This is a genomic window from Tabrizicola sp. T46 (assembly GCF_057219895.1).
This window is the reverse complement of sequence record NZ_JBXVVV010000001.1, coordinates 570853-586052: the sequence shown is the minus strand read 5'-3', so window position 1 is coordinate 586052 and position 15200 is coordinate 570853. Positions and strand designations below refer to the sequence as shown.

Annotated in this window: 14 protein-coding genes; 2 read left to right on the top strand and 12 right to left on the bottom strand. The window is 66.4% G+C overall.

All coding sequences use genetic code 11. The features are described 5' to 3' along the window. Positions 1-122: 122 nt before the first annotated feature. The 12 genes from AC2D9V_RS02995 to AC2D9V_RS02940 all read right to left on the bottom strand — a co-directional run bounded on the left by AC2D9V_RS02995 (position 123) and on the right by AC2D9V_RS02940 (position 13286). Entirely contained in the window at positions 123-452 is a 330-nt protein-coding gene (locus tag AC2D9V_RS02995) for an HdeA/HdeB family chaperone (protein ID WP_484712549.1), read from the bottom strand. A 140-nt stretch (positions 453-592) separates the two neighbouring features. Further along, a complete protein-coding gene (locus tag AC2D9V_RS02990; protein WP_484712548.1) occupies positions 593-2932 on the bottom strand; it encodes an aldehyde dehydrogenase family protein in 2340 nt (779 codons plus the stop codon). A 106-nt stretch (positions 2933-3038) separates the two neighbouring features. Further along, a complete protein-coding gene (gene deoC, locus AC2D9V_RS02985; protein ID WP_484712547.1) occupies positions 3039-4028 on the bottom strand; it encodes a deoxyribose-phosphate aldolase in 990 nt (329 codons plus the stop codon). 174 nt (positions 4029-4202) lie between these two features. Further along, a complete protein-coding gene (locus AC2D9V_RS02980; protein ID WP_484712546.1) occupies positions 4203-4586 on the bottom strand; it encodes a cation:proton antiporter in 384 nt (127 codons plus the stop codon). Then, complete coding sequence (locus AC2D9V_RS02975; protein WP_484712545.1) at positions 4583-4855, bottom strand: K+/H+ antiporter subunit F; 273 nt, start codon at positions 4853-4855, stop codon at positions 4583-4585. Before AC2D9V_RS02975 ends, AC2D9V_RS02980 begins: the two co-directional genes overlap by 4 nt. Further along, on the bottom strand, positions 4852-5343 hold the full coding sequence (locus tag AC2D9V_RS02970) for a Na+/H+ antiporter subunit E (RefSeq protein ID WP_484712544.1): 492 nt from the start codon (positions 5341-5343) through the stop codon (positions 4852-4854). The genes AC2D9V_RS02975 and AC2D9V_RS02970 overlap by 4 nt, the downstream gene beginning before the upstream one ends. A gap of 3 nt (positions 5344-5346) precedes the next feature. After that, positions 5347-6852: a monovalent cation/H+ antiporter subunit D gene (locus AC2D9V_RS02965; RefSeq protein WP_484713393.1), complete on the bottom strand. Its 1506-nt coding sequence runs from the start codon at positions 6850-6852 to the stop codon at positions 5347-5349. After that, a complete protein-coding gene (locus AC2D9V_RS02960) occupies positions 6852-7214 on the bottom strand; it encodes a Na+/H+ antiporter subunit C (protein WP_484712543.1) in 363 nt (120 codons plus the stop codon). Before AC2D9V_RS02960 ends, AC2D9V_RS02965 begins: the two co-directional genes overlap by 1 nt. After that, positions 7214-10051: a monovalent cation/H+ antiporter subunit A gene (locus tag AC2D9V_RS02955; protein WP_484712542.1), complete on the bottom strand. Its 2838-nt coding sequence runs from the start codon at positions 10049-10051 to the stop codon at positions 7214-7216. The genes AC2D9V_RS02960 and AC2D9V_RS02955 overlap by 1 nt, the downstream gene beginning before the upstream one ends. A gap of 246 nt (positions 10052-10297) precedes the next feature. Next, on the bottom strand, positions 10298-11083 hold the full coding sequence (locus AC2D9V_RS02950) for an ATP-binding cassette domain-containing protein (protein WP_484712541.1): 786 nt from the start codon (positions 11081-11083) through the stop codon (positions 10298-10300). After that, on the bottom strand, positions 11080-12162 hold the full coding sequence (locus AC2D9V_RS02945; protein WP_484712540.1) for an ABC transporter permease: 1083 nt from the start codon (positions 12160-12162) through the stop codon (positions 11080-11082). The genes AC2D9V_RS02950 and AC2D9V_RS02945 overlap by 4 nt, the downstream gene beginning before the upstream one ends. 107 nt (positions 12163-12269) lie before the next feature. Beyond that, on the bottom strand, positions 12270-13286 hold the full coding sequence (locus AC2D9V_RS02940) for a substrate-binding domain-containing protein (RefSeq protein WP_484712539.1): 1017 nt from the start codon (positions 13284-13286) through the stop codon (positions 12270-12272). 232 nt (positions 13287-13518) lie between these two features. Here AC2D9V_RS02940 and AC2D9V_RS02935 point away from each other — a divergent pair, with 232 nt between their 5' ends. Both AC2D9V_RS02935 and AC2D9V_RS02930 read left to right on the top strand, forming a co-directional pair. Continuing rightward, positions 13519-13959, top strand: a complete 441-nt coding sequence (locus AC2D9V_RS02935) for an RbsD/FucU family protein (RefSeq protein WP_484712538.1) — start codon at positions 13519-13521, stop codon at positions 13957-13959. After that, complete coding sequence (locus tag AC2D9V_RS02930) at positions 13959-15185, top strand: ROK family transcriptional regulator (RefSeq protein WP_484712537.1); 1227 nt, start codon at positions 13959-13961, stop codon at positions 15183-15185. Before AC2D9V_RS02935 ends, AC2D9V_RS02930 begins: the two co-directional genes overlap by 1 nt. Positions 15186-15200: the final 15 nt, after the last annotated feature.

The following is a 15200-nucleotide window of genomic DNA, read 5'->3' as shown; positions in this document are numbered from 1 at the left end:
GGGAAAGCAGGCGCATCTGAGCGAAAAAGTCGTGGCGCGCGAAGGCCATAGCCTCCGCGCGCCTGCTGCAGTTGGGGACCGAACTGGGGACGCCTCCGGTCCCGCCTTGCCGCAACCTGGGATCAGGTGTGCTCGATCAGCCGGGCGATAACGCCATCGCCTGCAGCGCCATCCTTGCAGTGGCCTTCAATCTCGATCGTGAGCTTTGACGGCTCGGTGCGGGGGGGATATTTCGCGATCAGCTTCTGGGCCTCGGCGGCGTTGTTGGCGTCGTGGATCCACCTTTCGATGTGGTAGGACACATCATTCTTTTCCGGTGTTTCCATGGCCATGAAGTCGCCGCAGGTGACGCTCATGACATCAACCGGTGTGAACTGAACCTCCGCCAGTACCGGGGACGAAGCCCATGCAGCCAGAGCAAGCGCGGACAGTATCTTTTTCGAGTTAGCCATCTTTTTCCTCCATTGCGCAATTTTCGCGCAGTTCTGCGCGTGGAATCACCCTACAGGAGGAAACAGATTCACGAATTGATAGCTATCAATGACAGACTGCGTTGTTTGTGTCTTGGCGCGGATGGGGGCTGAGTCGGTCTTCACTCGCCATACGGGACCCAGACCGTCTTGACCTCTGTCGCGTGGGACAGGAACTTGCGCCCCTCGCCCTCTGCCCCAAACCAGCTCCGCGCCTTCCCGTGGTTGACCCAGGTGCGTTTCAGGTTTCCCGCCGCCTCGCGCTCGATGAGGGCTGAGAGGTTCTGGGACGAGAAGCTCCAGACTGCGTCGACGTCCATGTGGCCGGCGAGGGATTTGGCGAGGTCCTGAGCCGGGCCGGTGACGATGTTCACGACCCCGGCTAGCACGTCGGAGGTGTCGAGGACCTGGTAGAAGTCGGTGGCGGAGAGGGGGGCGGTTCCGGGGACGAGGACGCAGGTGTTGCCCATCGCGATGGCGGGGGCCATGACGGAGACAAGGCCGAGGAGGGGGCATTCGTCGGGGAGAAGCGCTCCGATCACGCCGACGGGTTCATTCATCGCAAGCGCGATGCCGCGGATGGGGACGGATTTGGCGGCACCGTCGTATTTGTCGGCCCAGGCGGCGTAGGTGAAGAGGCGCTGGATGCTCGCGTCAACCTCGGCCTGCCCTGGTTTGCCGGTGAGGTCCTGGAGGCGGTTGGCGAACTCTGACGCGCGGGCGGAGAGGTTTTCGGCGATGAAGTAGAGGACCTGCGCGCGGTTGTAGGCCGTGGTCTTGGCCCAGCCTTTGGCGGCATGGGCGGCCTCGACCGCGTTGCGGATGTCCTTGCGGTTGCCGATGCCGACATGGCCGAGGAGTTTGCCTTTCGGCCCGTAGACGGGTTGCGAGTAGCCGCTATCGGGCCGGGCCTGCTTGCCGCCGATGTACATCTTGGCGGTGCGGTCGAGGGCTTCGACTTGCGGCTCGGTGGGGGCCGGGATGGGTGCGGCGGGTTTCAGGGCGACGGGTTTGGCGGCGGGTTTGAGATAGGCCATCAGGCCCTCCCACCCGCCTTCGCGGCCGAAGCCGCTTTCGCGGACGCCGCCAAAGCCTGCGGCGGCGTCGAAGAGATTTGTGGCGTTGATCCAGACGACCCCGGCTTTCAGCTTCGGGGCCACGTCGAGGGCGAGGTTGATGTTCTCTGTCCAGACGGTCGCGGCAAGGCCGTAACGGGTGTTGTTGGCCAGCGCCACGGCCTCCTCGGGCGTGCGGAAGGTCATGCCGACGAGGACGGGGCCGAAGATTTCCTCTTGCATCAGCGGTGAGGCGGTGCCGAGGCCGGTGATGAGGGTGGGGGGGTAGAAGCTCCCCTGTGCGGGCAGCGGGCAGGGGGCCTGGTAGTGGTCGCCTTCGGGGTTGGAGGCGACGAGGTCGGTGATGGTTTTGAGCTGGATGGGGTCGACGATGGCGCCGATGTCGATGGCCTTGTCGAGAGGGTCGCCGATGCGAAGGCCGTCCATCCGGCGTTTCAGCTTGTCGTAGAAGCGGGGGGCGACGCCTTCCTGGACGAGGAGGCGGGAGCCGGCGCAGCAGACCTGACCCTGGTTGAACCAGATGGCGTCGACGAGGCCCTCGATGGCGGAGTCGAGATCGGCGTCGTCGAAGACGATGTAGGGGGATTTGCCGCCGAGTTCGAGGGTGAGGGACTTGCCGGTGCCCGCGGTCGCCTCGCGGATGCGCTTGCCGACGGAGGTGGAGCCGGTGAAGGCGATCTTGTCCACGGGGGCGTCCACGAGGGCAGCGCCGGTGGTGCCGTCGCCGGTGACGATGTTGAGGACGCCTTTGGGGAGGCCCGCCTCGCGGCTGATGTCGGCGAAGAGGAGGGCGGTGAGCGAGGTGTATTCGGCGGGTTTGAGGACTATCGTGTTCCCGGCGGCCAGCGCCGGGGCGACCTTCCAGGCGAGCATGAGGAGAGGGAAGTTCCAGGGGATGACGGCCCCCGCGACGCCGAGGGGTTGGAGGTCGGGGTGTTCGGAGGGGAGGAGCTGGGCGAGGCCGGCGTGGTAGGAGAAATGGCGGGCGACGAGGGGGATGTCGATGTCGCGGGACTCGCGGATCGGCTTGCCGTTGTCGAGGGTTTCGAGCGTGGCGAAGAGGCGCGAGTGTTTCTGGACGAGGCGGGCGAGGGCGTAGAGGTATTCGGCGCGCCGGAAGGCCGGGAGGGCGGCCCATTTCGGTTGCGCGCGGCGGGCGGCGGCGACGGCGCGGGCCACGTCCTCGGCGGTGCCTTGGGTGACTTCCGCGAGGGGTTTGCCCGTGGCGGGGTTCGACGTGGTGAAGGTCTCGCCCGGCGCGGTGAACTGGCCGTCGATGTAGTGGCCGAAGCTGCCGTTGTGCTTGGCGATCCAGGCGAGGGCCTCGGTGGCGCTTTCGGGGGCGGGGCCGTAGGCCATGCTGTCGAAGATTTCCTTGATGGTCATGGGGTCCCTCGATGTGTCGGGCGGGGCTCGTCGATGCCTTCGGCACTCCTCGCAGGCGCACCGACGAGAAGACGAAGTCGCACGAGGAGGGTTGGGTCCGGGCGCATCAGCCCATCGCGTGGCGGAAGCCGGCGGAGTAGTGGCCGGTCAGGTGGTGTTCGAGCTGGCGTTCGATGTCGCCGAGGAGGGAGGAGGCGCCGAAGCGGAAGAGGTCGGGTTGGAGCCAGGGGTGGCCGAGTTCGTCCTTCATCAGCGTGAGGTAGACGAGCGCGTCCTTCGCCTTGGCGATGCCGCCGGCGGGTTTGTAGCCGACCTTGAAGCCGGTCCGCGCCTCGTAATCGCGGATGGCGCGGATCATGGTGAGGGAGACGGGCAGGGTGGCGTTGACGGCCTCTTTCCCGGTGGAGGTTTTGATGAAATCGGCACCGGCCATCATGCAGACGAGGCTGGCGCGGGCGACGTTTCTCAGCGTCCCCAACTCACCCGTAGCGAGGATCGCCTTGACGTGGGCGTCGCCGCAGGCCTCGCGCATGTCGCGCATCTCGTCGTAGAGGGCCTGCCAGTTTTGCGTGAGGACGTGGCGGCGCGAGATGACGATGTCGATCTCCTTCGCCCCGGCGCGGACGCTTTCGCCGATTTCGGCGATGCGGAGCTTGTAGGGGGAGAGGCCCGCGGGGAAGCCGGTGGATACGGCGGCGACGGGGATCGACGTGCCTTCCAGCGCGCGGACGGCGGGGGCGACCATGTCGTGGTAGACGCAGACGGCGCCGGTGGTGAGGCCGGGCATCCCGAGTTTCTCCAGCATCCACGGCGCGACGGGCTGGCGGGCCTTGGCGCAGAGGCGCTGGACGCGGCCTTCGGTATCGTCGCCGCTGAGGGTCGTGAGGTCTATCAGGCTGACGGCCTTCAGAAGCCAGGCGGCCTGATACTCTTTCTTTACTGACCGCCGCCCCGGCAGCGTCGCTGCGCGGCGTTCGATGGCGGAGGTGTTGGCCTGAACGCTGGCGACCCAGTCGAGGTCGAGCGCCATGCCGGGGTTGCGGGCATGGGTCACCTGGGGAAGGAGGACTTCCGTGGGAGATGTGAGGGTGTTCATCAGGGGCCTCCGCCCGGGGTCGGGTTCCCGGACGATGCCACGCGGGGGCGGGTCGGGCAAGGGGCGGAGGTCAGGATTTTTGACCGGATGGTCAGGAAATCTTCTGCCGGGCCGGAAGGTGGAGCCCAGCCCGGACCTGATCCTGGGTCCCGGGTCGTTACGGCAGGTCTCCAGTCAGTGCCGGGACGGGGTGGGGGAGGATGACTGGTCCTCGGCGAGGGTCGACCATGGGCGGCCGGTGCCGGTGTCGGGCAGGGTCTTGGGGTCCTCATGCCGCAGGATCAGGGTCTTGGCGAGGAAGAGGGCCGAGATCGGGGCGGTGAGGAGGAGGAAGAGGGTGATCAGGAGTTCCTGCCAGCTGATGCTGCCGGACTGCGGAATGCCCGAAAAGGCCGAGACGACGAGAGCCGCGCCGACGCCGATGGTGGTCGCCTTGGTCGGAGCGTGCAGGCGCTGCATCGGCTGGGGCAGGCGCAGAAGGCCGTAGCTGCCGACGAGGGCAAAGATGCCGCCGCCGACCAGAAGGGCCGCGAGGGCGAGTTCGATCAGAAGGGTCATTCGATGATGCTCCCCCGCAGGAGGAAGCGGCAGTAGGCGACGGTGCCGACAAAGCTCGTCAGTGCCAGCAGAACCGCAGCCTCGAGGTAAAGGTGGCTGCCGCCCCAGATGCCGTAGAGGATGACGAGGGCAAGCGCGTTCACCGTCATCGTGTCGAGCGTCAGGACGCGGTCGGTCACGGTGGGGGCGGTGAAGAGACGCCAGAGGTTCAGGACCAGCGCCAGCGCGATGCAGACGAGCATGAAGAGGAGGGCGTAGGAGAGGATCATTCGAAAATCCTTTTCAGCCGGGTCTCGTAACGGGCCTTGATGTCGTCGCGGACGGAAGCGGGGTCCGGGGCGTGGAGCGAATGGATCAGGAGCGCCCGCCCACAGGCCGACATGTCGGCGGTCAGCGTGCCGGGGGTCATGGTGATGGTCCCGGCGAGAAGGGTGATCGCCTCGGGCGACCGAAGGTCGAGGGGCACGGTGACCCAGTTCGACTGGATCTTGTCCCGCGGCATGAAGAGGACGATGCGCGCGACCTGGAAGTTGGCGACGATCACGTCCCAGAGGACGAGGGCCGCGTAGGATGCGAGCGCGAAGGGGCGCTTGATGCGGGCGCGATCCGGCCACCAGGCCGAGGTGAGGTGCGGGATCACCGTGCCGAGAAAGACCGCCATGACAAGGCTGCCGAGCTTCCACTGGTTCACGAGGAGGAACCAGAGGACGATCAGGGTGAGCGTGAGGTAGGGATGCGGGAAGAGGCGCTTGAGCATGGCTTACCCCTCCTCGCCCAGCCGGTTGGCGTCGATGTAGCCGGTGGGCGCATCAAGCTCGGCCGCCGTCCCGGAAAGCCAGTCGGTCACCGGGCCGGCAAGGACGGTCAGCAGCACCAGTCCGGCCAGAAGGGCGATGGTCGCGGTGAAGGCGAGGCCTTCGGGGGGATGGTCGGCGGCGGGCGTCTCGCTGGCGGCGGGCTTCCAGAAAAGGGTTGAGCCGGCGCGGGCGAAGCCGAGGATCATTAAGAAGCTGGAGACGAGGATCACGGTCCAGATCAGCGCGACCTGATCGCGGAAGGCGTCGAGGATCAGGAGCTTGCCGATGAAGCCCGAGAGGGGCGGCATCCCGGCCATGGCCACGGCAGCGGCGAGGTAGAGCGACGCGATGAGGCCCGACTGGGCGAGCGGCTCCGTCACCTGATCCAGCCGGGCATGGGCGCGGCGGCGGGTGACGAGGTCGGCGACAAGGAACATCGCGGCGGTCGCGAGGGTAGAGTGGAGGATGTAGTAGAGCGCGGCGACCGTCGTTTCCGGCGTGAAGGCAGAGATGGCGACGAAGGCGGTCCCCATCGAGGCGATGCCGCCGAAGGCCGCGAGGCGGGGAAGCGTGGTGGCGCCGAGGACCCCGACAGCGCCAAGGGCGAGGGTGATGAGGCCCGCAGGCAGGAGGAGCGTGACAAGCATGTCCCCGGTGGCGGCAAGCTCTGGCGGGAAGACGAGGGTGCCGAAGCGCAGGGTGGCATAGGCGCCGATCTTGGTCATCACCGCGAACATGGCGGCGACGACGCCGGGGGAGTTCGCATAGGTGCCGGGCAGCCAGAACTGGAGCGGCACAAGCGCGCCCTTGATCGCGAAGACCATGATCAGCATCACCCCGGCGACGCGGATCAGGGCGAAGTCGCCTTCGGGCAGGGTCGGCAGTTTCACGGCAAGGTCGGCCATGTTGAGCGTTCCGGTGACCCCGTAGACCAGTGCCAGCGCGAAGAGGAAAAGCGACGAGCCAATGAGGTTGAAGGCGACATACTGGATGCCGGACCGGGTGCGGGTGCCGCCGCCGGCATGGACCATGAGGCCGTAGGAGGCGATGAGGAGGACCTCGAAGAAGACGAAGAGGTTGAAGGCGTCGCCGGTCAGGAAGGCCCCGCCGATCCCCATCAGGAGGAACTGGAGAAGCGGGTGGAAATGCGCGCCCTTCCGGTCCCAGCCAGAACCGATGGAATAAAGGACGACGACCAGCGCGAGGGCCGAAAGGAGGGCGACCATCATCGCCGAAAGATGGTCGAGCACCAGCACGATGCCGAAGGGGGCAGGCCAGTCGCCGAGGAAATAGGCCTCGGCCCCATGGGTGGTCGCCGCCCAGAGGAGGGCGGCGGCAATGGCGTTCAGGGCGACGATGGATGCGACCGAGGCGACGCGCTGCAGGACCAGGTCACCGCGCATGGCGATGACCATGAGGCCCGCGACAAGGGCGGGCAGGACGACGGGGGCGATGATCCAATGGCTCATCATGGGGTGCCCCCCGGGGTGCCGTCTTCTTCGCGTTCGTCCTGATCCGTCACGTCGACGCGGTCATGGCCGACGACAAGGTTCCCCCCGATGGCAAGGATCATCAGGACGGCCGTCATCCCGAAGGAGATGACGATGGCCGTCAGGACCAGCGCCTGGGGCAGGGGATCGGCATAGGTTTCGGACTGTCCGATGATCGGGGCGGCGTTCACCACCAGCCGGCCGGAGGCGAAGAGGAAGATGTTCACCGCATAGCTGAGGAAGGTCAGCCCGAGGATCACCGGAAAGGTCCGCCGGCGGAGCATCAGGTAGATGCCGGTGAAGGTCAGGACGCCGATGGCGCTGGCGATGAGGGCTTCCATCAGCGGGCCCCCCCGGTTGGGTCGACATCGAAGGCGCGGGTGTTCACGCCCTCGCCACTGCGCAGGGCAAGGCGCGAGAGCGAGGCGAGGGCCAGAAGCACCGCGCCAAGGACGCAGAGGAACACGCCAAGGTCGAAGAGGGCGGCGGTGGCGAGTTCGAACTCCTCGAGGGGCCAGAGGTTCACGTATTCGAAGCCCGAGGTGAGGAAGGGAAGGCCCACGAGCCAGGCGCCGACGCCGGTCAGGGCGGCGACAAGGACGCCCCAGCCGATCAGGATGTGGTGGTCATAGCGCTGGCGTACTTGAGACCATTCGTAGCCCGAGGCCATGTACTGCATCAGGTAGGCGATGGCGAAGATCAGGCCGGCAACAAAGCCGCCGCCGGGCATGTTGTGGCCGCGGAGGTAGAAGTAGACGCCGACCATCATTGCCATGGGGAGGAGGAGGCGGGTTGCGACGACCAGCATCATCGGGTGACGCTCACCATCCTCGCGGTCGCGCGGCAGGGTGGCGAGGCGGCGGGTGACGGCGGGGCTGCGCAGGAGCGTTTCCGAGAGGGCGAAGATGATGAGGGCGGCGATGCCGAGGACGATGATCTCGCCGAAGGTATCATAGCCGCGGAAGTCGACGATGATGGTGTTCACCGCGTTGGTTCCTCCCGCCCCCGGTTTCGACTGGGCGAGGTGGAAATGCGAGATCGGTTCGAAGGCGGGCTGGCGGGTGAGCATCGCATAGGCCAGTCCGCCGATGCCAAGGCCCGCGACGGCGGCGATGCCGGCGTCCAGGAGGCGGCGAGGGGTGCCGCTTTCGGCGGGGGTGGATTTCGGCAGGAAGTTCAGTGCGAGGAGCATGAGGAGAATCGTCACCACCTCGACCGAGATCTGGGTCAGGGCAAGGTCGGGGGCCGAGAAGAGGGCGAAGAGCGGGGCGATGAGAAGGCCGACGACGCCGGTCAGGATGAGGGCCAAGATGCGGGTGTGGTGGAGGAACGGGGTCGCAAGTGTGGCGATCACCATGATGGCCCAGACGGTCAGGGTGATGGCATCCACGGGCAGGAGGGCGCGGATGCCGGTAGCGTGGCTGCCGCCGAGGAACGCCCAGAGAGAGACGCCGGCGATGGCAAGGACAGCGGCGGTGACGGCGCGGGCGAAACTGCCGTTGTGGACAAGGCCGGTCAGGGCACGGGCAAGGGCGGCGAGGGGTTCGATCACGGCGTCGAAGATGCGCTTCGCCTCGGGGCGGGGGCTTGCGTCCCAGAGCGCGCGGAGGCGGGGGTAGGCGCCCATCATCATCAGGCCGCCGCCCACGGCGATGAGGGACATCCAGAGGGCCGCGGCCTCAAGCCCGTGCCAGTGATAGATCTTGACGGCGACCGGCTCGCCGGTGACGGCGCCGGCGGCCGCGTCGACCAGCCAGGCGGCCATGGTCATCGGGAAAAGGCCGATCAGGACGACGAGGAGGGCAAGGAAGGCCGGTGCGCCCCAGAGGCCGGGGCCGGGGTCATGGGGTTTGTGGGGATAGTCGTCGCGCGCCGGGCCGAAGAAGCCATGGGCGAGGAAGCGGAAGGAATAGGCGACCGAAAAGAGCGCGCCGATGGTGGCAAGGACGCCCATCGCCCAGGGGGTGAGCCATTCGGTATGGGCGGCCTCTTCCAGCATCAGCTCCTTCGAGAGGAAGCCGTTCAGCGGGAAGATCCCGGCCATGGAGAGCGAGGCGAGAAGGACGATACCGAAGGTGATGGGCATCAGGTGGCGGAGGCCCCCGAGGCGGCGGAGGTCGCGGGTATGCGCCTCGTGATCCACGATCCCGGCGGACATGAAGAGAGCGGCCTTGAAGGTCGCGTGGTTGATGATGTGGAAAACGGCAACCGTAGCGGCGGCCTTGGTGCCGTAGCCGAGGAGCATGGTGATGAGGCCAAGGTGGCTGACGGTAGAGAAGGCCAGAAGCGCCTTCAGGTCGTCCTTGTAGAAAGCGATCTTGGCGGCCATCACCATGGTGATCAGGCCCGTGGAGGACACGATCCAGAACCATTCCGGCGTCCCCGCCAGCACCGGCCAGAGCCGCGCCATGAGGAAAAGGCCCGCCTTTACCATGGTGGCCGAGTGGAGATAGGCCGAGACTGGCGTGGGGGCCGCCATCGCATGCGGCAGCCAGAAGTGGAACGGGAACTGCGCCGACTTGGTGAAGGCACCAAGGAGGATCAGGATCAGCGCGGGAAGATACCAGTCCGAGGCCTGGATGACCTCCTTGTTTTCAAGGATCACGGTCAGGTCGTAACTGCCGACGATCCCGCCCAGGATCAGCATCCCGGCGATCAGGCAAAGGCCCCCGCCGCCGGTCACGGCCAGCGCCATCCGCGCGCCCTGCCGCCCTTCCGGAAGGTGCTTCCAGTAGCCGATGAGGAGGAAGGAGGAGAGGGACGTCAGCTCCCAAAAGATCAGGAGGAGCAGGATGTTGTCGGAAAGGACGATCCCCACCATCGCGCCCTGAAAGAGCATGAGGTAGGTGTAGAACTGCCCCATCGGGTCCTCTTTCGCCAGGTAGAAGCGGGCGTAGAGGATGATCAGAAGGCCGATCCCGAGGATCAGCCCGGCGAAGAGAAGGCCAAGCCCGTCAAGGAAGAAGTTCGCGTTGAGGCCAAGCGCGGGCAGCCATTCGATGCGGGTCTGCACGACCTCGCCCGAAAGGACGGCGGGGGCGTTCAGGCCAAGAAGGATCAGCGCGAGAAGGGTGACCGAGCCGGTGACGGCAGCGCAGGCGTCGCGTCCGGCGCGGATCATCAGGCCGGGAAGAAGCGCGCCAAGGAAGGGAAGAGCCGCAATCAGGGCAAGGGACATTCAGGCGGCTTCCTCGTCGTGGCGGCTTGACTTCGATTGTTATCGCGTCGCGGCGGGTTTCGGGCGATTTTGGGTCGGAGGTCAAGCATTTCAAGCCTTGCGAACCGCAAGTTCATCGCTTTTCGACGGGACTGTGGTGTCCGTGCCTGCAGGGCTGCGGATGCGAGCGCTACCATGCCGCCGGTCGCAGGCTGTGGATGCGCAGATGCTGTCGGCGGCGCCTTTGGGTTGCCGCGTACCGGAGACTCAGGCGGCTTCGGTCACGCCTTCAGGCAGTTTCGCACCGGTCATGAAGGCCACGGCGTCCGACATCGAGTAATCCTGCGGGCGGATAACGCAGAGCCTGCGGCCAAGCCGGTGAATGTGGATGCGGTCGGCCACTTCGAACACATGGGGCATGTTGTGGCTGATCAGGATGATCGGGATGCCGCGCGCGCGGACATCGCGGATCAGTTCCAGCACGCGGCGGCTTTCCTTGACCCCGAGGGCGGCGGTGGGTTCGTCCAGGATCACGACCTTGGACCCGAAAGCGGCAGCGCGGGCCACGGCCACGCCCTGGCGCTGGCCGCCGGACAGGGTCTCGACCGGCTGGGTGATGTCCTGGATCGTCATCAGGCCAAGCTCGCTCAGCTTGTCGCGGGCGAATTTCTCCATCCGGGCGCGGTCCATCTTGCGGAAGATCGATCCCGCGATGCCGGGCTTCCGCCATTCGCGCCCGAGGAACATGTTGTCGGCGATCGACAGGGCCGGCGACATGGCGAGGTTCTGGTAGACCGTCTCGATCCCCAGGGCCCGGGCGTCGTCGGGCGACTTGAAATGCACCGGCGCGCCGTCAAGGAACATCTCGCCATGGTCGGGCACCACCGCGCCGGAGAGCGCCTTGATCAGCGTCGACTTGCCCGCGCCGTTGTCGCCGATCACGGCGAGGATTTCGCCGGGCATCAGCTCGAAGTCGCAGCCGTTCATGGCGACGACGGTGCCGTAGCGCTTCATCAGCCCGCGCGCCTGAAGGATGGGTGTAGCTTCGGTCATTGCGAGGCCCTCCGCAGCCATTGGTCAAGCGACACGGCGATGATGACAAGGCATCCGGCCGCGAATTTCTGCCAGTAGTCATCGACGCCCGCCAGCGACAGGCCGGTGATGAAGACGCCGACGATCATCGCGCCGAGGACCGAGCCGATGATCGACCCGCGCCCGCCGAAAAGCGAGGTGCCGCCGATCACCACGGCGGTGATCGAGGCGAGGTTCACGTCAGAGAAGGCGATGGGCGAGATCGATCCGACGCGGCCGATGGCGACCCACGCGGCAAAGCCGCAGATGAGGCCCGCCACGGTGTAGACCGAGATCAGCGTTCGATCGACCTTGATGCCGGACAGCATGGCGGCGTCGGGGTCATCGCCGATGGCATGTACGTGGCGGCCCCAGGCGGTGTGGTTCAGGACATACCAGAGGACGGCAGCGAAGATGATGAGGGTGATCCCGCCGTAGCTGATATTCGCCCCGCCGCCAAAGTTGATCGTGGTTCCGAAGAAGAGGAGGCTAGAGGCGTTCGCCTCGATGTCGACGTTGCGGATCGATTCCGACTGGGAATACCAGAGCTTGATCGATTCAAAGATCGACAGCGTCCCCAGCGTCACGATGAAGGGGGGCAGGCGCATCTTGGTGACGAGCAGGCCGTTGATTAGGCCCATCAGGCCGCCGACGACAATGCCGATCAGGACGGCGAAGATCACCGGCACGCCCATGAAGACCGCAAGGTTGCCCATGACCAGCGAGCTGAGGACCAGGATCGCGCCGACCGAGAGGTCGATGCCTGCGGTCAGGATGATCAGCGTCTGGGCCAGTGCCACGAAGCCGGTCACGGTGACCTGCTTCAGCACAGTGGAGAGGGCGCCAAGCCCGAGGAAGCGGGGGGCGATGATCGAGAAGGCGGCGATGGACAGAAGCAGCACGAGGGCCGGGATCATCGTCGGGTTGCGGCGCAGGAAGTTCCTGAGCTTGAAGATGAAGGTCTTGTCGTCCTTCTCGAAGCTCGCCACGGTCGTATCGGCCTTGGCGAGGGTCGCCTCATAGTCCGATATGGTCTTGGTCGGCGCGTCGTCGCTGCTCATCAGCCGTCTCCCCCCGGATGATGCGATGCCTGTCCCGGCACCGCCTAAACAGAAGGGCGACCGTAGAAGCCGCCCTTCCGGTAATCAAGCCACTTGCGCGGCGGGGATCAGCCCCAGCAGAGGTTGGTACCTTCGGTGGTGTCGATCGACGGCACGCCCTCGACCGGCTTGTCGGTCACGAGGTTGACGCCGGTGTTGTAGAACGACAGCCCCTCGGTCACCGTCGGCTTGGTGCCGTCCTTGGCGAAGGCGGCGATCGCCTCGATCCCCAGCGACGCCATCTTCAGCGGGTACTGCTGCGAGGTGGCACCAATCACGCCCGACTTGACCGAGGCCACGCCCGGGCAGCCGCCGTCAACCGAAACAATGATCGCCTGGCCTTCCTTGCCGGCGTTCTTCAGCGCCTGGTAGGCACCTTCGGCAGCCGGTTCGTTGATCGTGTAGACCACGTTGATGTCCGGGTCCTTGGCCAGGAGGGTCTCCATCGCGCGGAGGCCGCCTTCGGGGTTCGCGTCCGAGGATTCGTGGCCGATGACGCGCGGATCGTCTTCCGAGTCGAGGACGGTCAGGTCCGGAACCTCGATGCCGAAGCCGGTCAGGAAGCCGGTGTTGCGCTGCACGTCGACCGAGATGTTGTCCTTGTTGATGTTCAGCATCGCAATCTTGGCGTTCTTGGCGCCTTCTTCGCCCAGCGTCGCGGCAGCCCACTTGCCGATCAGGACGCCGGCTTCGAAGTTGTCAGTCGCGAAGGTGATGTCCTGGGCTTCGGAATCGGCGAGCGGGGTGTCGAGCGCGATGACCAGGATGCCGGCGGCGCGGGCGTCCTTGAGGGCCGGGCCGACCGAGTCGTTCGAGGGCGTGATCAGGATGCCCTTGGCGCCGGCGGCGACGCAGTTCTCGATCGCGGTGATCTGCGGGGCGGCGTCGCCGTCCTTTTCACCGGCATAGGCCTGGAAGTCGAGGCCGGCTGCAGCCGCGGCGGCTTCGGCGCCTTCCTTCATCTTCACGAAGAAGGGGTTGGTGTTGTTCTTGGTGATCAGGCAGGCAAGGTCTGCGGCCGAGGCCATGCCCGACATCAGCGCAAGCGCGCCTGCGCCCAGAAGGGCTTTGGTGACGATCTTCATGTGGTTCCTCCCAAGGAACGGGGCCCTTTGCCCCGGTTTGTAATCTCGCAGCACAGCCCGAGACTCCCCGCTGCGCCGAGGGCGAGAAAAGCTGATTCCCGACCTCGCGTCAAGATAATTAAATCAGAGTGATTTATTATTGACAGGCCGCGATTCCCTCCGCAGTCTGCACCCTGTCCGTGGGGCAGGGAGGCGCCACGGGACTGCTCACGGGGGGAGGGGCGGCCATATCATGCTGATCGGTTTGCCTGCGATCCTCGGGCCGGACCTGCTGCACACGCTGCGGTCGATGGGGCATGGCGACGAGATCGCGATCGTCGATGGCAACTATCCCGCGCAGGACCATGCCCGGCGGCTTGTCCGGGCGGACGGCCACGGGCTTTTGCCGGTGCTGGAGGCGATCCTGAAGGTGCTGCCCCTTGACCGGGCGGTGCCGCATGCGGTCTTCCGGGCGGCGGCGGGCAACCAGCCAGGGCAGGAGGATGCGATCCACCGCAAGATCGATGCCTGCTGCGCGGCGCTGGCACCGGGCTTTCAGCCAGTTGCGCTGGACGGGGCGTCGCTTTACCCGCGAATCCGCGCCGCCCATACGATCGTGGCCACCAGCGAAGGCGCGCTGTACGCCAACGTGATCCTGCGCAAGGGCGTGATCGCGGCAACCGGGGGCGGCTGATGGGTCCGCTGCAGGAGGTCGCGGTTGACCGGATCATCGGCGACGACCTTGCGCGGCGCGGGTCGAACCAGTCGGGGATGCGCGACCACAACGAACGGCTGGTCCTGGGCCTGGTCCGACAGGCGGGCGCTTTGGCCAAGTCGGATATCGCGCGGATGACGGGCCTCTCGGCGCAGACCGTGTCGGTCATCATGCGGGCGCTGGAGCAGGACGGGCTGCTTGTCCGGGGCGAGCCGGTGCGGGGACGGATCGGCCAACCGTCGATCCCGATGTCTTTGAACCCGGATGGCGCCTTCTTCTTCGGGCTGAAGATCGGGCGGCGGTCGGCCGACCTGATCCTGATCGACTTTCTCGGCCGGGTCCGCGCCTCGCGCCGCAAGGTGCACCGCTACCCGACCCCGGACGGGATCGTCGCCTTTGTCTCCGAGATGTTGCCGAAGCTTTCGGGCGAACTGCCCACGGGCTTCCGCGGCCGGATCGGCGGGATGGGTGTCGCGATGCCGTTCCAGCTGTGGAACTGGGTCTCGGTGCTGGGTGTCGAGCAGGAAGCAATGGATGCCTGGCGGTCGCGCGACATCACAGCCGAACTGCAGGCGGTGCTGGGCCTGCCGGTCTATGTGCAGAACGATGCGACCTCGGCCTGCGGGGCGGAGCTGATCTTCGGGACCGGCGAGCGGCCGAAGGATTTCCTGTACTTCTACTTCGGGACCTTCATCGGCGGTGGCCTTGTCATGAACGGCCAGCTCTTCCTTGGCCGCACCGGCAACGCGGCGGCGGTCGGGTCGATCCAGGTTCCGGCACCGGGGGGTGGGACGCGGCGGCTGATCGACCTTGCATCCATGTCGGTCCTGGCCGAGGCAATGGAGGCGGCGGGCGAGGCGTCGGATCACCTCTGGACGCAGCATGAGCACTGGGAGGTCTCTGAGGCGGTCCTTTCGGCCTGGCTGGACCAGGCGGCGGCGGCGTTGGCGCAAGCTACTCTTGCCGCGGCGGCTCTTCTGGAGGTGCAGGCGGTGCTGATCGACGGCTGGATACCGGTCGCGGTGCGGGCCGACCTTGTGCAGCGGACTCGTGCCGCCCTTCTGCGGCTGGACCTTGCCGGGATCGACGTGCCGGAGATCCGTGAAGGCACCGTCGGGGCCGAAGCGCGGGCCTTGGGCGCGGCGGCGATCCCCTTGTCGCAGCGCTACCTGATCGACCAGAACGCGGCGGTGCGCGAGGGATAAGCCAAATTCCTTAAA